Origin of the sequence: Nocardia sp. NPDC005746, from assembly GCF_040630785.1 — a bacterium.
Taxonomy (GTDB): Bacteria; Actinomycetota; Actinomycetes; order Mycobacteriales; family Mycobacteriaceae; genus Nocardia.
This window is the reverse complement of record NZ_JBEXYE010000007.1, coordinates 313,848-339,065: the sequence shown is the minus strand read 5'-3', so window position 1 is coordinate 339,065 and position 25,218 is coordinate 313,848. Positions and strand designations below refer to the sequence as shown.

25 protein-coding genes are annotated in these 25,218 nt (G+C 69.5%); 19 read left to right on the top strand and 6 right to left on the bottom strand.

Going from position 1 to position 25,218, the window contains the following annotated elements; all coding sequences use genetic code 11:
* Window positions 1–27 precede the first annotated feature (27 nt).
* Window positions 28–666 carry an HAD family acid phosphatase gene (locus ABZ412_RS16755; protein WP_357281599.1) on the top strand — a complete coding sequence of 213 codons (639 nt, stop codon included), beginning with the start codon at window positions 28–30 and terminating at the stop codon, window positions 664–666.
* A gap of 31 nt (window positions 667–697) precedes the next feature.
* Here the strand turns inward: ABZ412_RS16755 and ABZ412_RS16750 are convergent, their stop codons facing one another.
* On the bottom strand, window positions 698–1,612 hold the full coding sequence (locus tag ABZ412_RS16750; RefSeq protein WP_357281598.1) for an NmrA family NAD(P)-binding protein: 915 nt from the start codon (window positions 1,610–1,612) through the stop codon (window positions 698–700).
* Between the two features lie 104 nt (window positions 1,613–1,716).
* Here ABZ412_RS16750 and ABZ412_RS16745 point away from each other — a divergent pair, with 104 nt between their 5' ends.
* Both ABZ412_RS16745 and ABZ412_RS16740 read left to right on the top strand, forming a co-directional pair.
* Window positions 1,717–2,487: a helix-turn-helix domain-containing protein gene (locus ABZ412_RS16745; protein ID WP_357281597.1), complete on the top strand. Its 771-nt coding sequence runs from the start codon at window positions 1,717–1,719 to the stop codon at window positions 2,485–2,487.
* A gap of 171 nt (window positions 2,488–2,658) precedes the next feature.
* Window positions 2,659–3,543, top strand: a complete 885-nt coding sequence (locus tag ABZ412_RS16740; protein ID WP_357281596.1) for a hypothetical protein — start codon at window positions 2,659–2,661, stop codon at window positions 3,541–3,543.
* Window positions 3,544–3,559: 16 nt separating this feature from the next.
* Here ABZ412_RS16740 and ABZ412_RS16735 read toward each other — a convergent pair whose 3' ends face one another.
* Window positions 3,560–3,949: a DUF2237 domain-containing protein gene (locus ABZ412_RS16735; RefSeq protein WP_326357779.1), complete on the bottom strand. Its 390-nt coding sequence runs from the start codon at window positions 3,947–3,949 to the stop codon at window positions 3,560–3,562.
* Between the two features lie 216 nt (window positions 3,950–4,165).
* On the opposite strand from ABZ412_RS16735, the gene ftsY reads away from it, so the two are divergent.
* The 7 genes from ftsY (at window position 4,166) to ABZ412_RS16700 (ending at window position 13,241) form a co-directional block, all read left to right on the top strand.
* Window positions 4,166–5,854, top strand: coding sequence for a signal recognition particle-docking protein FtsY (ftsY, locus tag ABZ412_RS16730; RefSeq protein WP_357281595.1), 1,689 nt, complete (start codon window positions 4,166–4,168; stop codon window positions 5,852–5,854).
* A 261-nt stretch (window positions 5,855–6,115) separates the two neighbouring features.
* Window positions 6,116–7,420 carry an ammonium transporter gene (locus ABZ412_RS16725; RefSeq protein ID WP_357281594.1) on the top strand — a complete coding sequence of 435 codons (1,305 nt, stop codon included), beginning with the start codon at window positions 6,116–6,118 and terminating at the stop codon, window positions 7,418–7,420.
* Between the two features lie 5 nt (window positions 7,421–7,425).
* On the top strand, window positions 7,426–7,764 hold the full coding sequence (locus ABZ412_RS16720; RefSeq protein ID WP_040859831.1) for a P-II family nitrogen regulator: 339 nt from the start codon (window positions 7,426–7,428) through the stop codon (window positions 7,762–7,764).
* A 110-nt stretch (window positions 7,765–7,874) separates the two neighbouring features.
* Window positions 7,875–10,322 carry a [protein-PII] uridylyltransferase gene (locus tag ABZ412_RS16715; RefSeq protein ID WP_357281593.1) on the top strand — a complete coding sequence of 816 codons (2,448 nt, stop codon included), beginning with the start codon at window positions 7,875–7,877 and terminating at the stop codon, window positions 10,320–10,322.
* 187 nt (window positions 10,323–10,509) lie between these two features.
* The gene (locus ABZ412_RS16710) at window positions 10,510–10,818 is read left to right on the top strand and encodes a hypothetical protein (protein WP_357281592.1); all 309 of its coding nucleotides are present in this window, start codon (window positions 10,510–10,512) and stop codon (window positions 10,816–10,818) included.
* A gap of 49 nt (window positions 10,819–10,867) precedes the next feature.
* Complete coding sequence (ffh, locus tag ABZ412_RS16705; protein ID WP_357281591.1) at window positions 10,868–12,442, top strand: signal recognition particle protein; 1,575 nt, start codon at window positions 10,868–10,870, stop codon at window positions 12,440–12,442.
* 61 nt (window positions 12,443–12,503) lie between these two features.
* Window positions 12,504–13,241, top strand: coding sequence for an MBL fold metallo-hydrolase (locus tag ABZ412_RS16700; protein WP_357281590.1), 738 nt, complete (start codon window positions 12,504–12,506; stop codon window positions 13,239–13,241).
* Window positions 13,242–13,312: 71 nt separating this feature from the next.
* On the opposite strand, the gene ABZ412_RS16695 is transcribed toward ABZ412_RS16700, so the two are convergent.
* Complete coding sequence (locus tag ABZ412_RS16695) at window positions 13,313–13,777, bottom strand: DUF1801 domain-containing protein (RefSeq protein WP_357281589.1); 465 nt, start codon at window positions 13,775–13,777, stop codon at window positions 13,313–13,315.
* Between the two features lie 113 nt (window positions 13,778–13,890).
* Here ABZ412_RS16695 and ABZ412_RS16690 point away from each other — a divergent pair, with 113 nt between their 5' ends.
* From ABZ412_RS16690 to trmD, 7 genes are all read left to right on the top strand, one after another.
* Window positions 13,891–14,991 carry an amidohydrolase family protein gene (locus tag ABZ412_RS16690; RefSeq protein ID WP_357281588.1) on the top strand — a complete coding sequence of 367 codons (1,101 nt, stop codon included), beginning with the start codon at window positions 13,891–13,893 and terminating at the stop codon, window positions 14,989–14,991.
* A 112-nt stretch (window positions 14,992–15,103) separates the two neighbouring features.
* Window positions 15,104–15,679 (top strand): Uma2 family endonuclease, encoded by a 576-nt coding sequence (locus ABZ412_RS16685; RefSeq protein WP_357281587.1) that lies wholly within the window; start codon window positions 15,104–15,106, stop codon window positions 15,677–15,679.
* Window positions 15,680–15,809: 130 nt separating this feature from the next.
* Window positions 15,810–17,042: a hypothetical protein gene (locus tag ABZ412_RS16680; protein ID WP_357281586.1), complete on the top strand. Its 1,233-nt coding sequence runs from the start codon at window positions 15,810–15,812 to the stop codon at window positions 17,040–17,042.
* A 420-nt stretch (window positions 17,043–17,462) separates the two neighbouring features.
* Complete coding sequence (gene rpsP / locus ABZ412_RS16675) at window positions 17,463–17,909, top strand: 30S ribosomal protein S16 (protein ID WP_357281584.1); 447 nt, start codon at window positions 17,463–17,465, stop codon at window positions 17,907–17,909.
* Window positions 17,909–18,151, top strand: a complete 243-nt coding sequence (locus tag ABZ412_RS16670) for an RNA-binding protein (protein WP_029930032.1) — start codon at window positions 17,909–17,911, stop codon at window positions 18,149–18,151. Before rpsP ends, ABZ412_RS16670 begins: the two co-directional genes overlap by 1 nt.
* Complete coding sequence (rimM, locus tag ABZ412_RS16665; protein ID WP_357281582.1) at window positions 18,152–18,691, top strand: ribosome maturation factor RimM; 540 nt, start codon at window positions 18,152–18,154, stop codon at window positions 18,689–18,691. It begins immediately after the preceding gene.
* Between the two features lie 4 nt (window positions 18,692–18,695).
* The gene (trmD, locus tag ABZ412_RS16660; protein WP_357281580.1) at window positions 18,696–19,397 is read left to right on the top strand and encodes a tRNA (guanosine(37)-N1)-methyltransferase TrmD; all 702 of its coding nucleotides are present in this window, start codon (window positions 18,696–18,698) and stop codon (window positions 19,395–19,397) included.
* 43 nt (window positions 19,398–19,440) lie between these two features.
* Here trmD and ABZ412_RS16655 read toward each other — a convergent pair whose 3' ends face one another.
* On the bottom strand, window positions 19,441–20,661 hold the full coding sequence (locus ABZ412_RS16655) for a PQQ-binding-like beta-propeller repeat protein (RefSeq protein WP_357281578.1): 1,221 nt from the start codon (window positions 20,659–20,661) through the stop codon (window positions 19,441–19,443).
* Between the two features lie 201 nt (window positions 20,662–20,862).
* Here ABZ412_RS16655 and ABZ412_RS16650 point away from each other — a divergent pair, with 201 nt between their 5' ends.
* Complete coding sequence (locus ABZ412_RS16650) at window positions 20,863–23,184, top strand: Tex family protein (protein ID WP_357281660.1); 2,322 nt, start codon at window positions 20,863–20,865, stop codon at window positions 23,182–23,184.
* Between the two features lie 239 nt (window positions 23,185–23,423).
* On the opposite strand, the gene ABZ412_RS16645 is transcribed toward ABZ412_RS16650, so the two are convergent.
* On the bottom strand, window positions 23,424–23,783 hold the full coding sequence (locus ABZ412_RS16645) for a VOC family protein (RefSeq protein ID WP_357281658.1): 360 nt from the start codon (window positions 23,781–23,783) through the stop codon (window positions 23,424–23,426).
* A 154-nt stretch (window positions 23,784–23,937) separates the two neighbouring features.
* On the bottom strand, window positions 23,938–24,147 hold the full coding sequence (locus ABZ412_RS16640; RefSeq protein WP_357281576.1) for a TOBE domain-containing protein: 210 nt from the start codon (window positions 24,145–24,147) through the stop codon (window positions 23,938–23,940).
* Window positions 24,148–24,280: 133 nt separating this feature from the next.
* Between ABZ412_RS16640 and ABZ412_RS16635 the strand changes: the two genes are divergently transcribed.
* Window positions 24,281–25,189 carry a hypothetical protein gene (locus tag ABZ412_RS16635; RefSeq protein ID WP_357281574.1) on the top strand — a complete coding sequence of 303 codons (909 nt, stop codon included), beginning with the start codon at window positions 24,281–24,283 and terminating at the stop codon, window positions 25,187–25,189.
* The last annotated feature ends 29 nt before the right edge of the window (window positions 25,190–25,218 follow it).

Sequence of the window (25,218 nt, the reverse complement as noted above, 5' to 3'; positions counted from 1 at the left end):
ATTGGGTCGCCGCTAGCCTCCGGCCCCATGAAGCGCTCCATCGCCGTCCTGGCCGCCGGACTCACCGTCGGCCTCGCCGCTCCGCTCCCACTCGCCCTCGCCGACACCGGATCCGCCGGGTCCGGCTCGGGCACGGGATCCCTGTCGGGCTCCGGCGGCAGCAACGCCAACCTCCCGCCCTACAGCCAGTGGATCAGCGACGTCACCACCGTCGCCAACGCCGCCCAGGCCTACCTGACCACCGCGCTGCCGGGCGTCACCAAGCCGGCCATCGTCCTCGACATCGACAACACCTCGCTGGAGACCAGCTACCACGCGGCACCCATCACCCCGGCCATCCCGCCCATGCTGGCGCTGGCCAAGTGGGCGAAAAGCCAAGGCGCGGCGATCATCTTCGTGACCGGCCGCCCCTCGGTGATGAACATCTACAGCCAGATCAACCTGACCACGGTCGGCTACCCGGTCGACGGCCTCTACGGCGGCGGCCTCACCACCGGCTCTTCCGGCGCGGGCGCGCTCGCCGACTACAAGACCGCCACCCGCGCCTCGATCGAGGCCCAGGGCTACACCATCGTCGCCAATATCGGTAACAGCGCTTCCGACCTGTCCGGCGGCCACGCCCAGCAGACCTTCAAGCTGCCCGACTACAACGGCGCGCTGAACTGATCCACCCGGACCCCGATCGAGCCCGAGCTCGTCAATCCAGCAGCGACTTCAACCGCGCCGCACCGGATTCGGCGAGCCACGCCTCGAAAGTCCGCAGGCCGGGATGGATCTCGCGGACCACCGGGATGTCGGCGTGCCAGCCCCGGCCCTCCCGGGACAGCCGCCAGACCACACCGACCTCGGGGCCCATGGCCTCGGCGTCGGCCTGCGAGGCCTCCACGTAGCGGACCTGGTGGCCGGTCGCGGCGGTGATGGCCGCCGCGGCCTCGGTCATGGTGAGAGCGTCACCGGCCAACTCCAGAACCTCGCCGTGGAAGCGGGCCGGATCGTCGAAGGCCAGCTGCGCGATCACCGCGATGTCCTCGATCGCGATGGACTGGATCGGCTTGTCCGCCGGGAACAGATGCCGGTGCACGCCGTCGTTGATGCCGTCCACCGGGAAGCCCCGCATCAAGTAGTTCTCCATGAACCGGACCGGACGCAGGATCGTCCAGTGCAGGCCGCTCGCGCGCAGCGCCTCCTCCACCCGGCGTTTGCCCTGCGCTCCCCACTGGCCGTCCTCGGTCAGCGAGGCGACGGTCGTGAATACGATGTACTCGACACCGGCCGCGGCCGCCGCGTCGATGAAAGCCCTGCCGCGCGCGACCTCCAGGTCGACATCCCAGCCGTCGGGGCCGTAGGCGGCGGGCGGCACCAGGAACGCCGCTCCCACGCCCGTCAGGGCCGGGGCCAGCGTCTCGGGCCGGTCGAAGTCGCCGACGGCGAGCTCCGCGCCCGCCGCGGCGAGGGCCTGCGCCGCAGCCGATTCCGGATCGCGCACCAGGACGCGCACCGACCGGCCGGTGTCGAGCAGCCGGCGCGCGGTGACGCCACCCTGCTTGCCGGTCGCGCCGGTCACCAAGATCAGGTCATGACGAGAGGACGCCAGATCCTTCTGAGCAGACATTCTCACCCGTTCGTTCGGTAGTATTCGGGTCGGTCGACCCGGATATGCACGCTATGGCCACCGCGTTTTCGTTGGCCAGCACCGGAAAGGACGCGCGTAACGAAATGCCCGCACTCACCAGCAGCCTCGCCCCCAAGGCCCGTGCCGACGCGCGCCGCAATCGCGCCCTGGTCCTGGCGGCCGCCCAACGCGCCCTCGCCGAGGGCGGGCTCGCGGTCTCCCTGGCCGAGGTGGCCCGCCGCGCCGGGGTCGGCGCGGGCACCGTGTACCGCCATTTCCCCACCAAGACCGAGCTGCTGGAAGCCGTTATGCAGCAACGCATCGACCGGCTCACCGGAGTGGGCCACCGGCTGCGCGACGCCCCCGACGCCGGGGCCGCCTTCTTCGCCTTCTGTGCCGAGGTGATCACCTCCAGCCATCGCAACCAGGCCGTGTGCGACATGGTCAACAATGACGGCTGGCCGCGGGAACTGGTGCGCGACGCCGGAGCCCGTTTCCACGCCGCCCTCGGCGACCTGCTCGCCGCCGCCCAGCGGCAGGGCTCCGTCCGCGCCGACCTCACCGTTCCCGACGTCCTCGCCCTGTTCACGGGATGCGTTGCGATCCAACGCCTGTCACCGGAGCGCGAGCTGTCCCGCCCCGCCGCCCTCGTCCTGGACGCCATGCGCACCCGCCCTCCGGCGCGGCCCGTAACGAAACGCGGGAACGTCATCGCCGCGCGTGACGAAACGGCCATCCGTGACGAAACCTCGGCCCCGCATTGCCCGATCTGCGCCACCCCGATCCACCCGACCGGCACCGGCCGCCCCGCGCGCTATTGTTCGGCAGCCTGCCGTCAGAAGGCCCACCGCCGCCGCCACGCGATACCCGCCTGACCCCTCCGCGGGGCCCGATGAAAGCCCTTGGGGCCCTTCGTGACCTGCGTGTGCCCAAACGGATGCGAAGGTGTGACGAGGGGGCGGAATCGGCGAAAAATACTGGTAGAAGGCTATATACGGCGTTGCGGTATGCCCCCGCGAACCGCCGGTGGGCAGTACGCTCCCTGCGTGGTTTGGGTGTCGGCCGCGGCGTTCGGTGCCGCATGGTGGCTCGGTTTGTATCTACTGGCGCGGGATCCGCGAAAGCTGTTGTTACGCAGAGCGGCAATCGGATTGCTGGCGTTCGCCGCAGCGGTGGTGGCGGATCGGATGGCAGAGGGGAGTCCCTGGTTCGACGGTGTGCGCATCGTGCTGGTGTGCGCCCCGGTGCTGGCCTTCAGCGGTGTCTTCGTGCGGCTGCTGCCCGCCGGGGTGGAACGCGTCGACCGCTGGTGGCGGGCCGGGCTGGTGCCGCTGTGCGCGGTGCTGGCGATGCCGGCCGCGGGCGGTTTCCTGCCCGCGGGCTACGTGCTCGGCGCAGTCACCCTGCTGGCTCTGCTCGGCACCATGCTGGCCATGCTCGGCCAGCAGGCCGAATGGTCCGAGGACTCACGGCGTTCCGCGGCCGGGCTGCTCACCGTGGGCGCGCTGCTGCTCGGGATGAGCGCGGCGCTCGTCCTGCTCGGGTTCAACGTGCTGCCCAGCACGGCCATGCTGTCGGTGACCGCCGCCGACCTGGTGGTGCTGGGCCTGGGTATCGCGGTGCTCGACGCCTACGACGAGGGCGAGGCGCTGCGCGCGGACATGACCCACTCGCTGGTCATCTCGGCTGCCACCGCGGCCGTGTTCGGCGGCCAGGCGGCGCTCACCCTGGCCCTGGCGGGGGAGCGGCCCGCGCTGGTGGCGCTGTTCTTCGGGGCCATCGCCGGTTCCATCACCCTGCAGGTGCTCAACGGCCCGCTGCACGCGGGCGCGGACCGGGTGGCGTTCGCCTCCGATCCGCGACTGTTCGCGGCCCGTGTCGAATTGCGCAGCGCCACCGAGGCTTTGCTGCGCAAGGGCGTTGACGACTAGAGCGGGGCGTTGACGATTAGAGCAGGTCGCTGACGTCGTCGGGAACGTCGACGGCGTATTTGCGCAGCGTCTCCATGGGCACCACCTCGAGGGCGTTCTCATGGGTGGCGGCCAGCACCACGGGTGCGGCCACCCCGTCCTCGTGGGCGTGCAGCCAGCGCACGGCCACCACGCACCAGCGGTCACCCGGTTGCAGGCCGGGGAAGTTGTTCTCCGGCCGCGGGGTGACGAGGTCGTTGCCGATCGACTTCTGGTGCTCCAGGAATTCCGCGGTCACCACCGTGCAGACGGTGTGGCTACCCAAATCCTCGGGACCGGTGCTGCAGCATCCGTCCCGGTAGAAGCCGGTGAGAGGATCGGTGCCACACTCCTCCAGCGGTCCCCCAAGCACATTTCGATCGGTCACGTCGCCGATCCTATTGTCTCGGTGTCGCATTCGCCGCTCCTTCCGCACTGTGGCACGTAGTCGAGCAGACCGGTTGGTAGATGGTCGGATTTTCGGGCCACACCCCGGCGTGTCGATGCATCCCACGGCCCCGCCGTGTGATATCGGCCACGGCCCCCCGACGCGACGGTAGGTGCGTGAAACCGACATCGCAACCACCTCTGAAAGGATGGGGACGTGACGACTGCAGAAGTTTGGATTCTCATCGCCGCCATCGCGGCGGTGCTGCTCGTGGCGCTGGTTGCCGGATATGCCCTGAACAAGCGCCGCCGGATCTCGCTGATCCCGGAGGTCACCGAGACCAAGGAGCTGACCGACAGGTCCGGCGGATACCAGGCCGCGAGCGGATTCAGCTTCAGCCAGGGCACCTCCGCGCCCGAACGCGAGAAGGTCCCGGCCACCAAGGACAAACCGGTGCCGCTCCCGCCCGAGCGCACCGACGACGAGGGGCAGCCGCACATCGGCGACGACGCGGCCATCCCGCGCGACTCCGGCAAGCGCAGCATCCACGAGGTGCGTCTCCCGGAACCTGTCCAGGGGCCCGAACCCGCCCCGGCCGCGGAGACCGTCACGCCCGTCGCGGACACCACCGCGACCGCGGCCGACACCACCGCGAGCGCCGCCGCGCAGACCGCTCCCGCCGACGCGGCAGTCACGCCCGCCACCGATGCCCCCGCCGAGCCGGCGGACGACGCGGCCCACGCCGCGGCGATCGAGGCCGCCGAAGCCGCCGGGGAGATCGCCGCGGGCAAGGCAGCCGGTGATGTCGCCGAGCAGCCGCTCTCGCAGGAGGCCGCGGCCGAGGAGGCCGCCGAGGCCGCCGTCGCCGCCGCCGAGATCGCGGCGGGCGCCGAGGCCGCCGTCGCCGCCCACGCCGGTGCGCACGCCCCCGAGGCCACCGCTCCTGCCGAGCCCGCGGCCGCGGCTCCCGCGATCGCCGAGATCGAACCCACCGCGGGCCGTCTCACCAAGCTGCGCGGCCGCCTGTCCCGTTCCCAGAACGCCGTCGGCAAGTCCCTGCTGGGCCTGCTCGGCGGTGGCGATCTGGACGAGGACTCCTGGGAGGAGATCGAGGACACCCTCGTCATGGCCGACCTGGGCACCGCCAGCACCGCCGCCATCGTGGAGCGTCTGCGCGAGGAGATGGCCGGGCGCAGCATCCGCACCGCCGCCGACGCCCGCGCGCTGCTGCGCGAGGTGCTCGTCGAGGCGCTGCGGCCGGAGCTGGATCGCTCCATCCGCGCGCTTCCGCACGCCAATCACCCGTCGATTCTGCTGGTCGTGGGTGTGAACGGCACCGGAAAGACCACCACCACCGGCAAATTGGCGCGCGTGCTGGTCGCCGACGGCCGCCGCGTGCTGCTGGGCGCGGCCGACACCTTCCGGGCCGCGGCCGCCGATCAGCTGCAGACCTGGGGTGAGCGCGTGGGCGCGGAGACCGTGCGCGGCAAGGAGGGCGCGGACCCCGCGGCCGTGGCGTTCGACGCGGTGTCGGCCGGTATCGATCGCGGCGTGGACGTGGTGCTCATCGACACCGCGGGCCGCCTGCACACCAAGACCGGCCTGATGGACGAGCTGGGCAAGGTCAAGCGCGTCGTGGAGAAGAAGGCCGCCGTCGACGAGGTCATCCTGGTGCTGGATTCCACGGTCGGTCAGAACGGTCTGATGCAGGCGCGGGTCTTCGCCGACGTCGTGGACATCACCGGTGTGGCGCTGACCAAGCTGGACGGAACCGCCAAGGGCGGCATCGTCTTCCAGGTGCAGCATGAGCTGGGCGTACCGGTCAAACTGGTCGGTTTGGGTGAGGGCGCGGATGATCTTGCTCCCTTCGAACCCGGCGCCTTCGTCGACGCCCTGCTGGGTTAATCCCCACTGAACTGCGCCGATATCGAAACCAACATCATCCTCACAATGTCGTCGTAACAGTGGTGCGGGACCGGAAACGTGACCGCAACACTGCAATCTCATCCGTTCACCTACGCGAAACGCCGCAGGATCACGGAGGAAACACCGACTGACGAATCTCATTGCAGGCTTATGCGCAGGTTGCTGCGGGGCCAGAGATGAGGAGGACAAAAGGTGGCGTTTCCCGTAATAGGTGCAGCCGACACCGGCGACACCGCATGGATGCTGGCAAGTTCAGCACTCGTGCTTCTGATGACACCCGGACTGGCGTTTTTCTACGGCGGTATGGTCCGCTCGAAGAACGTCCTGAACATGATCATGATGAGCATCGCCTCGATGGGCGTGATCACTGTTCTATGGGCGCTGTACGGCTTCTCCGTCGCCTTCGGCGACGACAAGGGGAGCCTGATCGGCAGCCCGACCCAGTACTTCGGGCTGAAGTCGCTGTTCGGTGGCACCTACCTGGCCAGCAGCACCGACCAGACGATCAAGTCGGCCATCCCCCTGGCGGGAACGGTGCCGGCGACGGTCTTCGTGGCCTTCCAGCTCATGTTCGCGATCATCACCGTCGCCCTGATCTCCGGTGCGGTAGCCGACCGCCTGAAGTTCGGGTCCTGGGTGCTGTTCTCGGCCGTGTGGGCCACCGTGGTCTACTTCCCGGTCGCGCACTGGGTCTTCGCCTTCGACGGCGTCACCGGTGAGCACGGCGGCTGGATCGCCAACAAGCTCAAGGCGATCGACTTCGCCGGTGGTACCGCGGTCCACATCAACGCCGGTGTCGCGGGCCTCGTCCTGGCGATCGTGCTCGGCAAGCGCAAGGGCTGGCCGAAGACCCCGATGCGTCCGCACAACCTGCCGTTCGTGATGCTCGGCGCCGGTCTGCTGTGGTTCGGCTGGTACGGCTTCAACGCCGGTTCGGCCGTCGGCTCCAACGGCATCGCGGGCGCCACCTTCGTCACCACCACCGTCGCTACCGGTGCCGCCATGCTGGCCTGGCTGCTCGTGGAGAAGATCCGCGACGGTCACGCCACCTCCCTGGGCGCCGCCTCGGGCATCGTGGCCGGTCTGGTCGCCATCACCCCCTCCTGCTCCTCGGTCAACGTCATCGGCGCGCTCGCCATCGGTGTGGTCGCCGGCGTCCTCTGTGCTCTCGCGGTGGGCCTGAAGTTCAAGTTCGGCTTCGACGACTCGCTCGACGTGGTGGGCGTCCACCTGGTCGGCGGTATCGCGGGCACCCTGATGGTCGGCCTGGTCGCTGCCCCCGAGGCTCCGGCCGCGGTCAAGGGTCTGTTCTACGGCGGCGGCTTCGATCAGCTGATCAAGCAGGCCGTGGGAGCCGGTGCGGTGCTTGCCTTCTCGGGCATCGCCACCCTGATCATCGCGCTCGCCATCAAGTACACCATCGGTCTTCGGGTGAACGAGGAAGCCGAGTTCCAGGGCTTGGATGAGTCCGAGCACGCAGAATCGGCATACGATTTCGCTGCTGTGAGTGGTGCGGCGCGCACCGCCGCCGTCAAGGAGGCATGACGAACATGAAACTGATCACTGCGATCGTGAAGCCGTTCACCCTGGAGGACGTGAAGACCGGCCTGGAGCAGGCGGGCGTGCTCGGCATGACCGTCAGCGAGGTGCAGGGCTACGGCCGTCAGAAGGGCCACACCGAGGTCTACCGCGGCGCCGAGTACTCGGTCGATTTCGTCCCGAAGGTCCGGGTCGAGGTTGTGGTGGACGACGCCTCCGTCGACAAGGTCGTCGAGGTCATCGTCGAAGCCGCCCGCACCGGCAAGATCGGCGACGGCAAGGTCTGGGTCACCCCGGTCGACGCCATCGTCCGGGTGCGCACCGGCGAACGCGGTTCCGACGCTCTGTAATTCGAGCGGGATCCCCGTGGCGGCCCCGGCCCCGTCGGTGTCGAAACCGGCGGTGACGGGGCCGTCCCCGTGCCGGGGCGGCGAACTGAATTGAATCGAGAGGGGCGGTTGTGGGTTTCCAGCAGGAACGCGAAGACAAGGCCGAGGACACGAAAGTCCCCGGAGGCGCCTCGGACCTGGTCCGGGCCCGCAACCAGCTGCTGGGCGAGCACGGCTCGAACGGCCGCGCCACCCGTCTCGACGCGGAGGCCCTGCGCGAGGCCCTGGTGGATCTCTACGACCTGTGGCTGACCACCAAGGGCCACGAGGTCGGCATCACCGCCGACAGCGGGCTCGCCCTGGTCGCGGTGGGCGGACTGGGCCGCCGGGAGATGCTGCCCTACTCCGACCTGGATCTGGTGCTGCTCTACGACGACGTCGACCCCGCCCGGGTCGCCGAGGTCGCCGATCAGCTCTGGTATCCGCTGTGGGACGCCCACATCAAGCTCGATCACAGCGTGCGCACCGTCCCGCAGGCGTTGCGCGTCGCCGCCGACGATCTCACCGCCGGCCTCGGCATGCTCGAGGCGCGGCACATCGTCGGCGACGACGGATTGAGCAATCTGCTCATCGGCGGCGTGCGCCGGGACTGGCGGGCCGGAATCCGGTCCCGTTTCGACGCCCTGATCGAGCAGGCCCACACCCGCTGGCGGCGGAGCGGAGACGTCGCCCACCGTGCCGAACCCGATCTCAAGAACGGGCGCGGCGGACTACGGGACATCCAGTTGCTGGACGCCCTCGCCATCGCACAACTGACCGACGCCATGCCGGGGCTCGGTCCGGAAGTGCCGGGCGGCGGGCTGAAGCAGGCGCACCGCCGCCTGCTCGATGTACGCACCGAGCTGCATCGGGTGGCGGGCCGCGCCCGCGACCAGCTGCGGGCCCAGGACGCCGACGAGATCGGGGCGGCCCTGCGGATCGGTGACCGCTTCGATCTGGCCCGCACGCTCAGCGACGCGGCCCGCACCATCGGCTACTCCACCGATGTCGGGCTGCGCACCGCCGGGAACGCGCTGCCCCGCCGCGGGCTCGCGCGCTTGCGCCGTGTTCCGGTGCGCCGACCACTCGATGAGGGGGTGGTCGAGCATTCCGGAGAAGTGGTGCTCGCCCGCGATGCCCGCCCGCAGCGCGATCCCGGCCTGATCCTGCGGGTGGCCGCGGCGTCGGCGCAGACCGGGCTGCCGATGTCGGCCACCACCCTCAACCGCCTCGGCGAGGACGCGCCCGAGCTGCGCGAGCCGTGGCCGAAGGAGGCGCTCAACGACCTGCTGGTGCTGCTGGGCGCGGGCCGCGGCTCTGTCGACGCCGTCGAGGCCCTGGACCGAACGGGCTTGTGGGGCAGGCTGTTTCCGGAATGGGGTGTGGTGCGCGACCTGCCGCCGCGCGACGCCATGCATACCTGGACCGTGGACCGCCACCTGATGGAGACGGTCGCCCAGGCCGGGGCGCTGTCCACCCGCGTCTCGCGCCCGGACCTGCTGCTGCTGGGCGCGCTGTTGCACGACATCGGCAAGGGCCGCACCGAGGATCACAGCGTGGTCGGCGCGGAGCTGGCCGTGTCGATCGGAAATCGCCTGGGGCTGTGGCCCTCCGACGTGCAGACGCTGGCGGCCATGGTGCGCCACCACCTGCTGCTGCCCGATACCGCCACGCGCCGCGACACTTCCGACCCCGACACCGTGAAGATGGTGATCGATGCCCTCGACGGCGACCCGCACCTGCTGGAACTGCTGGCCGCGCTGGCCGAGGCCGACGCGCTGGCCACCGGGCCCGGGGTGTGGAACGACTGGAAGGCCTCGCTGATCGGCGACCTGGTCCGCAACTGCCGCCACGCCATGGCGGGCGATCCGCTGCCGGAGCCGACCCGGATCCCCGAGGAATTGCGCGCTCGCGCGGCATCCGGTGGCGTGCACGTGGATCTGAGGCCGGGGGACGGCCGCTACCACCACGTGGTCACCGTGGTCGCCCCGGACAGTCCGGGCCTGCTGTCGGAGGCCGCTGGCGTACTGGCCGTGCATTCGCTGCGAGTGCTGTCGGCGGAGCTGGCCAGTGTGGGCGAGTCGGCCATCGACACCTTCGTGGTGGCCCCGCGTTTCGGTGATCCGCCGGACGCCGGTCTGCTGCGGCAGGAGCTGATCCGCGCCATCAACGGCGATCTGGATCTGGCGTCGGTGCTGGCCCGCAAGGAGCGTGACGCGGTCGGCACCCAGCCGAGCCCGTTCGCGCAGGCGCGGCCGCGGGTGTTCTGGCACGAGACCGCCGAGCCGGGGCGGGTGTTGCTGGAATTGCGGGCCGAGGACCGGATCGGGTTGCTGAACCGGTTGGCCGCGGCGCTGGCCGAATCGGGGGTGAACGTGTCGTGGGCGAAGGTGGTGACCATGGGTTCCGCGGTCGTCGACACCTTCTGCCTGGATCTGGGCGATACCGACACGCCCGGGCGGCGAGCCGAGATCTCGGCGGCGGTGCTCGCGGTGGTGCCGCCCCAACAACCGAAGAAATCGCCCGAATCAGACAGCTGAATCGGATCTTCCAGCCGTTTTCCGGTTGGAGAGCAGGCGACGGAGGTAACCGGCAAACCAGGCGTTTGCCCGTTGATCAGAATGTTGCAGGAGATTTGCTGCAATGCGGTCGAGTGACCGGCGTCACACCCTAGTATTCCGCGTGCACGTGTCCGTCATGAGTCGCGAACACGAGGGGAGTGAGTCGGTGGCAATCGAAGTCGTTTCCGCGTCGATGATTACGAGCGATCTGACCGCGCACATCGCCCGCTGTGTCGGTGGCGACCGCTGGGTGGTCTCCTGGCTGCCCGGCCGGACCCTCACCGGGCAGCAGGCCGTGACCGCCATGACCATCGCCTCCGCCGTCACCGGCGAGAGCCCGTCGGACGCCGGCTGGGCGATCCTCGACGGGCTCGCCCTGGAGCTGGGCCTCACCGCCCGCGAGGCGGTCGGCATGGTTGCCATCGAGAAGCACGACCTGCGCCGCCCCGGCCCCCGCCCGCGGTCGCTCGAATAACCACTACCCTGGTATCTCGAGTGAACGTCCCTCGAGATCAGGAGCATCGGTGTTCGAATCCCTTTCCGACCGGTTGGCCGGTGCCCTCAAGGATCTGCGTGGCAAGGGACGCCTGTCGCCGGCGGACATCGACGCTACCGCTCGGGAGATCCGCCTGGCCCTGCTCGAGGCCGACGTCGCGCTGCCCGTGGTGCGCGGCTTCATCGCGAAGATCAAGGAGCGCGCCAAGGGCGCCGAGGTCTCCGCGGCGCTGAACCCGGCCCAGCAGGTCGTCAAGATCGTCAACGAGGAACTCATCAATATCCTCGGCGGCGAGACCCGGCGGCTGCGCCTGGCCAAGAACCCGCCCACGGTCATCATGCTGGCCGGTCTGCAGGGTGCCGGTAAGACCACCCTCGCGGGCAAGCTCGCCAAATGGCTGAAGGGCCAGGGGCATACGCCGCTGCTGGTCGCGTGCGACCTCCAGCGTCCGGGCGCGGTCACCCAGCTGCAGGTGGTCGGCGAGCGGGCCGGGGTGCCGGTCTTCGCGCCGCACCCGGGCACCTCCATCGGCGGCGGCGAGAACCCGCTGGGCGTCTCCGCGTCCGATCCGGTCGACGTCGCGAGCGCCGGCATCGAGGAGGCCAAGGCCAAGCAGTACGACGTGGTCATCGTCGACACCGCCGGTCGCCTCGGCATCGACGAGGAGCTCATGCGGCAGGCCGCGGGCATCCGCGACGCCGTCAACCCCGACGAGACTCTGTTCGTCCTCGACGCCATGATCGGTCAGGATGCGGTCTCCACCGCCGAGGCCTTCCGCGACGGTGTCGGCTTCACCGGTGTCGTGCTGACCAAGCTCGACGGTGACGCCCGCGGTGGCGCGGCGCTGTCGGTGCGTGAGATCACCGGCCAGCCCATCCTTTTCGCCTCCACCGGCGAGAAGCTCGAGGACTTCGACGTCTTCCACCCCGACCGCATGGCCTCGCGCATCCTCGGTATGGGCGACCTGCTCACCCTGATCGAGCAGGCCGAGCAGGTCTACGACGCCAAGCAGGCCGAGGAGGCCGCCCGCAAGATCGGCTCCGGTGAGCTGACCCTCGAGGACTTCCTCGAGCAGATGCTGGCCATCCGCAAGATGGGCCCGATCGGCAACCTGCTGGGCATGCTGCCGGGCGCGGGCCAGATGAAAGACGTTCTCGCGCAGGTCGACGACAAGCAGCTCGACCGCGTGCAGGCCATCATCCGCGGCATGACCCCCGCCGAGCGCGCCAACCCGAAGATCATCAACGCCTCCCGCCGCCTGCGCATCGCCAACGGCTCGGGTGTGGCGGTCTCCGATGTCAACCAGCTCGTGGACCGCTTCTTCGAGGCCAAGAAGATGATGGGCGCGATGAGCCGCCAGTTCGGCTTCCCCGGCGGCAACCGGGGCGGTAAGAACACCAAGAAGGGCGGCAAGAAGGGCAAGAAGGGCGGACGCGGCCCGACCCCGCCCAAGGTGCGCGGCGGCTTCCCGGGCATGCCCGGCCTCCCGGGCGGCATGCCCGGCGGTATGCCGGATCTCTCCAACCTTCCGGCCGGCCTCAACGAACTGCCCCCGGGCCTCGAGGGCTTCGATCTCAGCAAGCTGAATTTCCCCAAGAACTGACGGATCACAGCGGGTTTCGTGTCGCCGTGTGCGGCGGTCGGATCGTCGGTACGGTTCGGGCGTGAAAATCGATCAGGTTTCCGATTCCGTGTACGTCGTGGCGGGGACGAACGTCAACTGGGCGTTGGTCAGTGATGATCGTGGTGTGACCGTGGTGGACGCGGGGTATCCCGCCGATACCGCCGCGGTGCTGAGTTCGGTGTCCCAGATCGGGCATCAGCTCGGCGATATCGCGGCGGTCCTGGTGACCCACGCGCATCTGGATCACATCGGGGCGGTGCCGGCCCTGGTCGAGCGGGTCGGGGTGCCGGTGTACACCGGGGCCGAGGAGGTCCGCCACGCCAAGCGGGAGTATCTGCAGCAGATCACGCCGCTGCAGATGGTGGGGCAGTTGGGGAGTCGGCGCGGCGCGGTGTGGGTGGCGCAGACGCTGCGGGCCTGCGTGGGGCATATCGGGATGAGTGTGCCGACCGCGGTGGCGGCGGACGCGGAGACCCTGGCGGCGTTGCCGGGCGGGTTCGTCGCGGTGCCGACGCCCGGTCACACGAACGGTCACACCGCGTACTTCATGCCGTCGGAGGGTGTGCTGTTCTCCGGGGACGCGCTGGTCACCGGTCACCCCATCGCGCGGGGGACCGGTTTGCAGCTGCTGCCGGGCGTGTTCAACCACGACGAGGCCGGGACGTTGGCGAGCGCGCGGAGCCTCGCCGACCTGGGGGCCGAGGTGCTGGTGCCCGGGCACGGACTCCCGATCCGCGAGGACCTGCCCGCGTTGCTCGGCGCTTTCGCGCGGGCGTAGCGGTCGCGGAGCCCCGGCGTCCGCGTGGCCGTAGCGCGGTGGTGTGGTTGCCGGGGAGCGGGCCGGGTCGGTCAGCTGGCGGCCTGCTTCACGAGGGCGGTGATCCGGGCCTCGATCTCGGGCGTCATCTCGGTGATGGCGAACGAGGTCGCCCACATGCCGCCGTCGTCGAGATTGGCCGCGCCCTCGAATCCGAGGGTGGTGTAGCGGTTCTTGAACTTGGCCGCGGGCTGGAAGAAGCAGACGTTCTTGCCGTCGCGGGTGTAGGCGGGCATGCCGTACCAGGTGCGGGGGACCAGGTCGGGGGCCGCGGCCGTGATGAGGGCGTGCAGGCGCTGGGCGATGTGCAGGTCGGTGCCGTCGAGTTCGGCGATCTTGTCGAGGACGTCGCGGGTGCCGTCGGCCTTGGTGGCCTTGCCGCCGCGGGCGTTGGCCTTCTTCACCTCGGCGGCGTGCTCTTTCATCGCGGCGAGTTCGTCGGTGGTGAACGCCGATGCGGGCTTCTTCTTCGCGGTGCCGCCCTGCTTGGTGGCCATGGTGGTTTCCTCCGTCGTCGGTGTCGATGGGGACTCTTCTCATGCTAGGAAGCGGCGGCGGCCGGAGGCTTCTTCGAAACCGATCGATTCGGTGGCCGTGCGATAGTGATCCCATGCGGCTGCATTTCCGTGGCTTTGTCCTGCCCGACGGCGAACTCCGCGATCTGTGGGTACGGGACGGGGTGATCTCCGCCGAGCCGGTGCCCGGCGCGGACACCGTGCACGCCTCCGGCTGGATCCTGCCCGGCCTGGTCGACGCGCACTGCCATGTCGGCATCAAATACGGTGGCGGGCACGAGGATTCGGACGGGTTGATCGCCCAGGCCGAGGTCGAGCGGGACGCCGGGGCGCTGCTGCTGCGGGACGCGGGCTCACCGGTCGACACCCGTTTCCTCGACGAGCGCGCCGATCTGCCGCGCGTGATCCGCGCGGGCCGCCACATCGCCCGCCCCAAACGCTATATCCGCGAACTCGGCATCGAACTCGACGACGAGCGCGACCTGCCCGACATCGTCGCCGAGCAGGCGCGCCGGGGCGACGGCTGGGTCAAGATCATCGGCGACTGGATCGACCGCGCGGTCGGCGACCTCGCGCCGCTGTGGTCGGATCCGGCCCTGAAGGCCGCCATCGACGCCGCCCACCGCGAGGGCGCCCGCGTCACCGCCCACGTCTTCGGCGAGGACGCCCTGCCCGGGCTGCTCGCCGCGGGCATCGACTGCATCGAACACGGCACCGGCCTCACCGACGACACCATCGCCACCATGGCGGCTCAGGGCACCGCCCTGGTCCCCACCCTCGTCAATATCGACACCTTCCCCGGAATCGCCGACGGCGCAACCAAATTCCCCGCCTACGCCGCTCACATGCGCGACCTCCACCGCCGCTCCCGCGACACCGTCGCCAAGGCCCACGACGCCGGGGTCCCCGTCTACACCGGCACCGACGCGGGCGGCTCCATCCGCCACGGCCGCATAGCCGATGAGATCATCGCCCTGACCGAAGCCGGTTTCAGCACCCACGACGCGCTGGGCGCGTCCGCCTGGAACGCCCGCGACTGGCTCGCCCACCCCGGCATCACCCCCGGCGCCCCCGCCGATTTCGTTGTCTACCAGGACGACCCCCGCGTCAACCTCCGCATCCTCACCACCCCGTCCTGGGTCGTCCTGCGCGGCCGCGTCTACGACCGCCGCGACCCGGTGACCGCGTACCGCTGAGCCTGCCGGTGCGTGGATCAGCGGCGCATGTCCCGCGTTCGGGCCACGACTGTTCAGCGCATGAAACAATGTCGATCAGATTGAACCCACACCCGGACAGATCGGACGGGAAATGACGATGACCGCTGAGGTTTCGACGTTCCACCCACTCGGCCCGTCAACGATGGAAGACTGGCTGGCCGCAGAGCAGCCGTCCGATGGATCTCGTCTCGAGCTCGTCCTGGGGTACCTCTACATGACACCTCCGCCCACGGGGTCGCACCAGTACGCGACCGGTGAATTGTTCGTGGCGCTTCGCGCGGCGGTCCGGGCCGCGGGGCGATCGGATCTCCAGGTGCTCCCCGGCGTCGGCGTGAAGATCAGTACCGCGTTCCGGACTGGCGTCATCCCCGATGTCGCGGTCGTCGCGCACCGCAAGAGTTTCGAGGCGCACGAACTGGTGTTGGCCGTCGAAGTCTGGTCGTCGGGAAACACGCGTGAGGAACGCGATACGAAGATCGCCGGGTACGCCGCCGCTCGAGTTCCCTATCTGTGGATCGTGGAACTCCCCGAAGACAAACCCGCCAAATTCTGCGGCTATCGACTGGGCGAATCCGGCTATCGCCAAGAGATTTACGCGGCCGAGGGTGAAGTAGTGTCGCCGCCCGCCCCGGTCTCGGTCGAGATTGCGACAGCGGAGCTTCGCTGATCGGTCCGCGCCGACCTAACCACGGCGTATAGGTACCCGAATCCGTCACCCGGCAGCCGAAATGCCGGAACTTAGGATCGCCCCCTGCATTGTCGCGGAGAGTTTCCGCAGCATTCCGTGGGAGGGAACCATGCTCGAACCATCCGATCCCGGCGCCCGCGTGGCGGGGCCGTCGGACCAGTCGCCCGGGCAGTCCGAGGAGGTGAATCTCGGTTGGGGGCAGACGGTTTCGGCTGATGGTCCGGGGGAGCGGCCGCAGGAGACGGGCGGGTATCCGCCGCCTGCGGGAGTTGTGCCGGCGGGTGACGCGCCGGGGGTTTCTCCCTCGGCGCCACGGAAGCGGCGGTGGTGGGTGTGGGGCGCGGTGCTGGCGGTGGTGATCGTGGGGGCGGCGTCGGCGTTGTTCGGGTGGGTGCTCACCCGGCCGGATCCGGTGGCGTTCCCGGTCGGGTCGTGTGTCGCGCTCGAGACTCCGGTGAAGCCCGTGGTGTACGGGTGCGGTGACGAGCATTCGCTGTACACGATCGTGGGCCGCGAGGATCTGGTGTTCCCGGTGGAAGGGGCGTGCGCGAAATACGCCGACGCCACCCGGGCGGTGACCGAGTGGCCCGTGTCGGGCAAGCAGACCAGCACCATCCTGTGTCTGGCCCCGACCCGGTTCAATCTCACGGACCCGGGCTCGCTGCGGTCCGAGGACTGCGTTGACGTGAAGGGCGCGGGGGACACCCTGACCCGGGTCGACTGCGGTATGACGCCCGCGCCGGCGAAAGTCGTTGCCGTCGAACTGCATACGAAGGTTCCGGTCACCGATCAAGCGTGTAAGCAGCATCCGGTCGCGCGGATGGCGTTCGCGCAGTCCTCGCTGGGCGGCCGGGCGATCGTGGTGTGTGCCGATGACACCGACGCCATGTCCATGGGTACCGCGAAACTCGGTGACTGCGGTGACCGCAACACCATGAAGAAGGTGGCCTGCACCGATCCGGGCGCCTCGCAGCGGGTGTTGTCGGTGCGCACCAGCTACGGCAAGCCCGCGCGCCCGGAATGCTCGGACGATCTGGGGGCGAACTCGGTGTTCACCCGCGGCAACGACAAGACGGATCTGGTGCTCGTGGTCTGCATGGGCCCGGCGGATCTGAGTGATTCGCGGTACGCGGTGGTCGGTGACTGCATCACCGACGACAATGTCCGCGCGACCTCGGCGTCGGCGACACACCGGATCGATTGCGGGGACCCCGGGGCCCGGTACGAGGTGACCGATCGCCACGACTCGAACGACAACGTGTGTCCCGCCGGCACCGCGGTCAGTCTGACCTACGGCCCGGGCACCACCGCGGGCCTGACCATCTGCATGCGTCGCCGGTAGGACTCTTCTGTCGATTCGCCTGCGCGGCGATAGTGAATCGTGCATGCTTCACACGTTTCATTTCTCGACCCCTGATGAGGAGAACGACCGTGGGTTCCATCGAAGCCCTGGCCATCAGCGTGCTGGCCGGACTGATCGTGAAGCTGCTGACCTCGGGCAGCTCGACCCCGAACTAGCGGCGGGTACGGTCACAGCCCATCGGGACCCTCCGGTGGGCTGTCGCCGTTTCCGGGGGTTGCGGGGCGATTTCTCCGGTCGGACGGGGGTCTGGCAGAATGAACGACCGTCCTCATCGAGGACAGTGTCAGCCCGTCTCCGGTTCCGTACCGCGCGGCGGTCACAGCACTTGACGCAAAACCGGGCCCACCGCGAGTGGGTCGCTGAATTGCGACGTGACCAACCTTTGAAAGGAAGCAGCTCATGGCTGTTCGTATCAAGCTGACCCGTCTGGGCAAGATCCGCAACCCCCAGTACCGCATCGTCGTCGCCGACGCCCGCACCCGTCGTGACGGCCGCGCCATCGAGTCGATCGGCATCTACCAGCCGAAGCAGGAGCCCTCGCTCATCCAGATCGACTCCGAGCGCGCCCAGTACTGGCTGGGTGTCGGCGCGCAGCCGACCGAGCCGGTGAAGCGTCTGCTGGAGATCACCGGCGACTGGCAGAAGTTCAAGGGCCTGCCGGGCGCCGAGGGCACCCTGAAGGTCGCGGCCCCGAAGCCGTCCAAGCTGGACCTGTTCAACGCCGCGCTGGCCGCCGCCGAGAACGAGCCGGTCGCCGAGGCCGTCACCCCCAAGAAGAAGGCCGCCAAGAAGGACGAGGCCGCCGAGGCCGAGGCCGCTGAGGCTACCGCCGAAGCTGCCGAGTAATGAGCGCCGTCGTGGCTGATGCCGTCGAACATCTCGTTCGCGGCATCGTCGCCAATCCGGACGACGTCCACGTCGAGCTGATCACCAGCCGTCGTGGCCGCACCGTCGAGGTGCACGTGCACCCCGACGACCTGGGCAAGGTGATCGGTCGCGGCGGTCGTACCGCGACCGCCCTGCGCACCCTGGTCGCCGGCATCGGCGGCAAGGGCATTCGCGTCGACGTGGTCGACACGGATCAGTAGATGACGGAGCTCGTGGTCGGACGGGTCGCCAAATCGCACGGTGTGCGTGGCGAACTCGTCGTAGAAGTCCGCACCGACGAGCCGGAACTGCGGTTCGCGCCCGGCAGCGTCCTCACGGGGAAGCTGCCGCGGGCGAAGCAGACGCAGGAATTCGTAGTGGAGTCGGCCCGGGAGCACTCGGGCCGGCTTCTGCTGCGTCTGGACGGGCTCGTCGATCGCACGGCCGCGGATGCGTTGCGCGGCATGCTGTTCGTGGTCGACACCGCCGATCTGCCGCCGTCGCAGGATCCGGACGAGTACTACGACCACGAGCTCGAAGGGCTCCGCGTCGAACTCGCCGACGGCACCGTCGTCGGCACCGTCAACGAAGTGCTGCATTCCGCTGCGGGAGAACTGCTCTCGATCAAGGCCGGGGACGCCTTCCCCCCCGCGGGCCGGGAGATCCTGGTGCCGTTCGTGCTGGCCATGGTGCCGACCGTGTCCGTCGCCGACGGCCTGATCGTCATCGACCCGCCCGAGGGCCTGCTGGACCCGGAGTAGCGGCATGCGTATCGACGTCGTCACGATCTTCCCCGAATACCTCGAGCCGATGCGAGCGGCCTTGCTGGGCAAGGCCATCGACAAGGGACTGCTCGAGGTCGAGGTGCACGACCTGCGCCGCTGGACCCACGACGTGCACAAATCCGTGGACGACACCCCTTACGGCGGCGGGCCCGGCATGGTCATGAAACCGACCGTGTGGGGCGACGCCCTCGACGAGGTGTGCCCGGACGACGCCCTGCTCGTGGTGCCCACCCCCGCGGGCGTGCCGTTCACGCAGGAGACCGCGCAACGCTGGTCCGGCGAACAGCACATCGTGTTCGCGTGCGGCCGCTACGAGGGCATCGACCAGCGAGTCTTCGACGATGCTGCGCGGCGCGTGCGCGTCGAGGAGGTCAGCATCGGCGATTACGTGCTGATCGGCGGCGAGGCCGCGGTGCTGGTGATGACCGAGGCGTTCGTCCGGCTGATCCCCGGTGTGCTCGGCAATCAGCAATCCCACGAACAGGATTCGTTCTCCGACGGCCTGCTCGAGGGTCCGTCCTACACGCGGCCGGTGAGCTGGCGTGGACTGGACGTGCCGGAGATCCTGTTGTCCGGCAATCACGCCAAGATCGCGCAGTGGCGGCGTGAGCAGTCGCTGGAACGCACCGCCGAGCGCAGGCCCGACCTGCTGCCCGAGGCCGCACCGACCGAACTGGGCTGAGGCCGCGCGGACCGAACTCGGCTGAGACCGGTCGCTCGCGTGGTCAGCGTTTCGGGATGGCGGCGAAGCTGTTGTCCGGACCCGTGACGAGGATGCCCCACGGCGCGGGGTAGAGGCGCGTGCGCGAGATGTCCAGATTCATGGTGAGCGTGGGCTTTTCGCCCGCCGCGGTCGAGCCCGGGCCGAGGACGACGGTCCGTTTGCCGTTCTTGGTGTCGTAGGCCACCAGCCACGCCTTGGCGCCGCCGTTCTCCCGCATGAGCAGGAAGACCGCGTTGCGGCTGCTCACCATCAGCGGCTGCATCTCCTCCTTGGTCGCGTCCAGCGGCACGCTCCAGCGGACGGTGCCGTCGGGCGCCTGCAGCCGCATGTTCGTGTCGTCGGCGATGACGTAGCTGTCCATCGTGAGTGACGAGCCGTCGGCGAGCAGTGCGCGGAATTCCTTGTCGGAGGCGGCTTGCCGGGTGCCGAGTGAGGCGCCGTCGGCCATGTCGACGGTGTCGACGGTGCCCTCTGTCACCACGATGGCCATCCGGCCGGGCCCGCGCAGGAAGTTCCCCTTCTCGGGGAGGTCGCGACGCCAGACGGTGGATCCGGTGGTGCGATCGAGTCCGCCGACGATTGTCCGGCCGCCCGCCGCGGCGCAGCGGAACACGACCACGCCGGGTCCTTCGGCCAGGCTGGGCGCATCCGAATCGAACAGAGCCGGAAGGTCTTTCGGCAGCGGTGTGGCGCAACCGAGTGTCCCCGGATCGACCGACCATCGCTGCGCGCCGGTGCGCGGATCGAAATGGACGAATTGCCCGGTGGCGGAATCCGACTCGAACCACTGCTCGGCCGGGGTGTCCCACAGCCGCTTGCCGGAGGTGGTGTCGTAGGCGGTCAGTCCCGGGGTGTCCTGCCATCCGGCCAGCATCACATGTCCGCGGTCGAGCACCTGGATCTTGCCCTGCTCGGGCGGAGCGCCGGTCGACGCGATCTTCCAACGCTGTAGTCCGGTACGGACATCCACGCGGGTGATCCCGTCGTCGGCCAGGGTGTATACCCCCGTGGACATGACCCCGAAGGATTCGTTCGGGCCCAGAGACAGCGTCTTGACCGCGTTCAGGTCCACGTCGGGCACCGTGGATCCGTCGGTGATGGTGGCGGAACCACTCGAACCACAGCCCGTCGCGGCCGCCGCCAGCCCCGCCGCCAGGGCGACGCGGGCGCAGGCCCGGAACACTCGACGTGGAACACGTTCGCGCAGAGTCGGGATCGGCACGGGGGTCGATCCTGCCACCGGCCTCGCGGCGCGCCGATCGGAGACTCGCGGGACAGAACGGACCGAATCGCGCGTGGGCGTTGCACCGGGTGTCGGGCGACGGCGGTAGTGTCTGCGGGCGTGACGACAGCCTCCGAAACCGTCAGCGCAGCATCCGCAGGTGCCACCGGCACCGTCCGCCTCGCCAGCGTCGGCCGGCGTATCGCCGATGAGCTGGGCGTGCGCGAGGAGCAGGTGCGCTCCGCCGTCGAACTCCTGGACGCCGGCTCGACCGTGCCGTTCATCGCCCGCTACCGCAAGGAAGTCACCGGCGGGCTCGACGACGCGCAGCTACGCACCCTCGACGAGCGCCTCCACTACCTGCGTGAACTCGACGAACGCCGGGGCTCGATCATCGAATCGATCCGTGGCCAGGGCAAATTGGATGACGCGCTGCACGCGCAGATCATGCTCGCCGACACCAAGGCCCGCCTCGAGGACATCTACCTGCCGTTCAAGCCGAAGCGGCGCACGAAGGCGCAGATCGCGCGTGAGGCCGGGCACGAGCCGGTGGCCGACGCGCTGCTGGGCGACCCCGCCACCGATCCCGCGCAGTACAACGCCGAACAGCTCGACGGCGCCCGCGCCATCCTGGTGGAACGTTTCGCCGAGGACGCCGACCTGGTCGGTGAACTGCGCGAACTCATGTGGGAGCGCGGCCAGGTGTCCTCGACCGTGCGCGCGGGCAAGGAGGAGGCGGGCGCGAAGTTCGCCGACTACTTCGAATTCTCCGAGCCGTTCCACAAGCTGCCCTCGCATCGCATCCTCGCGCTGCTGCGCGGTGAGAAGGAAGAGGTGCTCAACCTGCACCTCGAACCCGACACCGAGGAGCTCGAGGACGGGCAGCGCTCCATCTACGAGGGCCGCATCGCCGTCAAGTTCGACATCGCCGATCGCGGCCGGCCCGCCGACGGCTGGCTGCTGGACACCGTGCGCTGGGCGTGGCGGACCAAGCTGCAGGTCAGCCTGGGCATCGACACCCGGATGCGGTTGCGCCAGTCCGCCGAACGCGACGCCGTCGACGTGTTCGCCGCCAACCTGCGCGACCTGCTGCTCGCCGCGCCCGCCGGCACCCGCACCACCATGGGCCTGGACCCGGGCTACCGGACCGGTGTGAAGGTGGCCGTGGTCGACTCCACCGGCAAGGTCGTCGCCACCGAGGTCATCTACCCGCACAAGCCGCAGGGCCAGACCGAGAAGTCCCTCGCGGTGCTGGGCGCACTGGTCGCCCGGTTCAACGTCGAACTGATCGCCATCGGCAACGGCACCGCCTCCCGCGAGACCGACGCCCTTGCCGCCGAACTGATCTCGCGTATCCCGGAACACAAGCCCACCAAGATCGTGGTGTCCGAGGCCGGCGCGTCGGTGTACTCGGCCTCGGCGTACGCCTCGGCGGAGTTGCCGGACATGGACGTGTCGCTGCGCGGCGCGGTCTCCATCGCCCGCCGACTGCAGGACCCGCTGGCCGAGCTGGTGAAGATCGACCCGAAGTCCATCGGCGTCGGCCAGTACCAGCACGACGTGTCCGAAACCCTGCTGGCCCGCTCGCTGGGCGCGGTGGTCGAGGACGCGGTGAACGCGGTCGGCGTCGACGTGAACATCGCCTCGGTCCCGCTGCTGTCGCGGGTGTCGGGCATCTCCAACTCGATCGCCGAATCCATTGTGGCCCACCGCGATGCCAACGGCCCGTTCCGCAACCGCGCCGGGCTCAAGGACGTGCCGCGCCTGGGCCCCAAGGCCTTCGAGCAGTGCGCCGGCTTCCTCCGCATCCGCGAGGGTGACGACCCGCTCGACACCTCCGGCGTGCACCCCGAGGCCTACCCGGTGGTCCGCCGCATCCTCGACGCCAGCGGCAAGGGGGTCAAGGAGATCATCGGCAACACCTCCGCGCTGCGCGCCCTGCGTCCCGCGGACTTCACAGACGAGCAGTTCGGTGTCCCGACCGTCACCGACATCATCTCCGAGCTCGAGAAGCCCGGCCGCGACCCGCGACCGGAGTTCAAGACCGCCGAATTCGCCGCGGGCATCGAGAAGGTCGCCGACCTGAAGCCCGGCATGGTGCTCGAGGGTGTCGTCACCAATGTGGCCGCGTTCGGCGCGTTCGTCGACGTCGGCGTCCACCAGGACGGCCTGGTTCACGTCTCGGCCCTGTCCCACAACTTCGTCAAGGACCCTCGCGAGGTCGTGAAGTCCGGCGACGTGGTCAAGGTCAAGGTGCTCGAGGTCGACGTCCAGCGTCAGCGCATCGGCCTGTCCCTGCGCCTGGACGACGAGCCCGGCAAGCCCAAGCAGGACCGCGGCGACCGCGGCCCCCGCGGGAACCAGGGTGGCGGCCAGCGCGGCGGGCGCGACAACGGCGCCCGCCAGGGCGGCAACCGTCAAGGCGGCCAGGGCGGCGGCAACCGCAACCAGGACCGCCGCAACCAGCCCGCTGCCAGCGGCTCCATGGCCGACGCACTGCGCCGCGCCGGCTTCGGAAAGTAACGTCACGCGACGTGTGGGCCCCGGAATCCCCGGGGCCCACACGGCTTTTCGGGCCTGCCCGATCAGTTCGGGGCGAGCCGCCGCGGCGAGGTGATCTCGTCGGCCCGACGGGCGCGCGCACGTTCAGACGTTCGGCGAGGTCGGAGATGACCAGCCGGCCTTCGCCGCGTAGCCCCGGCGCCGCGCCCACGCGAAGCCGTTGATAGCGAGATGCTCTCGAATCGGGAGGGATCGGCGGGCTAGCGGGGGAGCGGAGATCCGACGCGGTGGAGGGTGCCGTCGGGGTCGACGTAGGCGAATTCCCGTAGGCCGTAATCGGTGTCGGCCGGAGCGGTGAGACAGCCGGGGAGCTCCGCGGCGGACCATTCGGCGTGCAGGGCGTCCGCGTCGGACACAGAGAGGTAGACGGCCGAGGCGGTGCGCTTCGGATCGTGCTCGCTCCATTCGGTGAGGTGCAGCGCGATGCCGCCGCGGTCGGCGAAGCCGTAGCGGGCGTCACCCTCGTAGGCGCGGGTGGTGAAGCCGAGGCGGCGGTAGCGGTCCAGGGCCGCGTCGAGGTCGAGGACGGGGATGACCGGGGCGACGCTCTCGAAGGCGATCTCGTTCGGCATGCGGATTCCGTTCGTCGACGGCGGTATGCCCGGGACGGTACCGGTGCGGACCGACGGCCCGGCCATCCTGGCGGGTCGAGCGGGGTGGTGAAAAGTGGAGCGGCCGAGGGGGATCGGGTCCGGCTCGGCCGCTCCGGGGCGGCTATTCGACGCCGAGCGAGACTTCGGTCGATTTGATCAGGACCTTGACGGGCGTGCCGTCGGCCAGGCCGAGGTCGTCGGCGGCGTCGCGGGTGATGGAGGAGGTGATCTCGTCGCCACCGGTGAGGCGGATGCGGACGACGGCCATGGCCTCGCCGCGGGTGACCTGGGTGACCGTTCCATCGAGTTGATTTCGTGTACTCAGTCGCATGATCGCCAGCGTAGTTGGCTGGTTGGTTGCTGTAGTCGTCGTCGGGTGATTGTGATCTCGGCGTGCCGATCTCGGACACGGGTAGCGTGGCGGGGGTTGCGGTTCGCGCGAGGATTCCGGAGGCGACACGGGCATGCATGTGCGGCAGTGGTGGGAAGATGTCGTGGTGGCGCACGGCCGATTGCCGCTGGCATGCCTGCTGCTGGGGTTCATCATCGGATTCCTGTTGATCCGGATCAGTGTGCGGCTCATCCGCAAACAGGTGCGGTGGTGGCCCGGCAATGTGCGGGCCGGGGACGTGCACATCCATCACATGGTGTTCGGCGTGATCCTGGTGCTCGGTTCCGGCATGGGGCTGGTGGCGCTGTATCAGAGCTCGGACGGCGTGATCAGCGCGCTGGCAGCGGTTTTCGGGCTCGGCGCGGCCCTGGTGCTCGACGAGTTCGCGCTCATCTACTACCTGCGCGACGTGTACTGGGAGGAGCAGGGCCGGACCTCGGTGGACGCGGTGTTCGTGGCCCTCGCGGTGACCGGGCTGCTGCTGCTCGGGTTCCATCCGCTGTGGCTGCTCGATATCGGCGACGTGCGGGACCTGCGGTCCGAACCTAATGTGCCCGAGCGTTTGCTGACCATTGCCTTCGCGCTGATGAACCTGCTGCTCGCGGCCGTCGTCATCGCCAAGGGCAAGATCTGGACCGGTCTGTTCGGCATGTTCTTTCCGCCGCTGCTGTTCATCGGCGCGCTGCGTCTGAGCCGTCCCGGCGCGCCCTGGGCCCGCTGGCGCTACGGCTCGCGCTCGGGCCTGATGCGCCGCGCCATGCGCCGTGAACGCCGGTACCGCCGCCCGATGATCCGCGCCAAGATCTTCGTCCAGGACCTCCTCGCCGGAAAACCCGATGCCGCGCACGTCCTGCGCGCCACCGAGGAGGAGTTGACCCGTACCATCGTCCCGGCCCCGCCCGCCCCGCCGCCGACGCACATCCACCTGCTCCCGGTCCGCAAGCACGAGGAGCGGCCCCCGGAGCCCGTCGACAGCCAATAGCCGGGGCCCGACCCCGATTCCCGTCCGGG

Excerpts from the sequence above, each read along its gene's own strand:
- trmD (WP_357281580.1), top strand. The coding sequence starts at position 18,696 with ATGCGTATCGACGTCGTCACGATCTTCCCCGAATACCTCGAGCCGATG.
- ABZ412_RS16755 (WP_357281599.1), top strand. The coding sequence starts at position 28 with ATGAAGCGCTCCATCGCCGTCCTGGCCGCCGGACTCACCGTCGGCCTC.
- ABZ412_RS16725 (WP_357281594.1), top strand. The coding sequence starts at position 6,116 with ATGCTGGCAAGTTCAGCACTCGTGCTTCTGATGACACCCGGACTGGCG.
- ABZ412_RS16680 (WP_357281586.1), top strand. The coding sequence starts at position 15,810 with ATGCTCGAACCATCCGATCCCGGCGCCCGCGTGGCGGGGCCGTCGGAC.
- ABZ412_RS16720 (WP_040859831.1), top strand. The coding sequence starts at position 7,426 with ATGAAACTGATCACTGCGATCGTGAAGCCGTTCACCCTGGAGGACGTG.
- rpsP (WP_357281584.1), top strand. The coding sequence starts at position 17,463 with ATGGCTGTTCGTATCAAGCTGACCCGTCTGGGCAAGATCCGCAACCCC.
- ABZ412_RS16685 (WP_357281587.1), top strand. The coding sequence starts at position 15,104 with ATGACGATGACCGCTGAGGTTTCGACGTTCCACCCACTCGGCCCGTCA.
- ABZ412_RS16695 (WP_357281589.1), bottom strand. The coding sequence starts at position 13,777 with ATGGCCACCAAGCAGGGCGGCACCGCGAAGAAGAAGCCCGCATCGGCG.
- ABZ412_RS16670 (WP_029930032.1), top strand. The coding sequence starts at position 17,909 with ATGAGCGCCGTCGTGGCTGATGCCGTCGAACATCTCGTTCGCGGCATC.
- ABZ412_RS16640 (WP_357281576.1), bottom strand. The coding sequence starts at position 24,147 with ATGCGACTGAGTACACGAAATCAACTCGATGGAACGGTCACCCAGGTC.
- ABZ412_RS16690 (WP_357281588.1), top strand. The coding sequence starts at position 13,891 with ATGCGGCTGCATTTCCGTGGCTTTGTCCTGCCCGACGGCGAACTCCGC.
- rimM (WP_357281582.1), top strand. The coding sequence starts at position 18,152 with ATGACGGAGCTCGTGGTCGGACGGGTCGCCAAATCGCACGGTGTGCGT.
- ABZ412_RS16745 (WP_357281597.1), top strand. The coding sequence starts at position 1,717 with ATGCCCGCACTCACCAGCAGCCTCGCCCCCAAGGCCCGTGCCGACGCG.
- ABZ412_RS16635 (WP_357281574.1), top strand. The coding sequence starts at position 24,281 with ATGCATGTGCGGCAGTGGTGGGAAGATGTCGTGGTGGCGCACGGCCGA.
- ABZ412_RS16750 (WP_357281598.1), bottom strand. The coding sequence starts at position 1,612 with ATGTCTGCTCAGAAGGATCTGGCGTCCTCTCGTCATGACCTGATCTTG.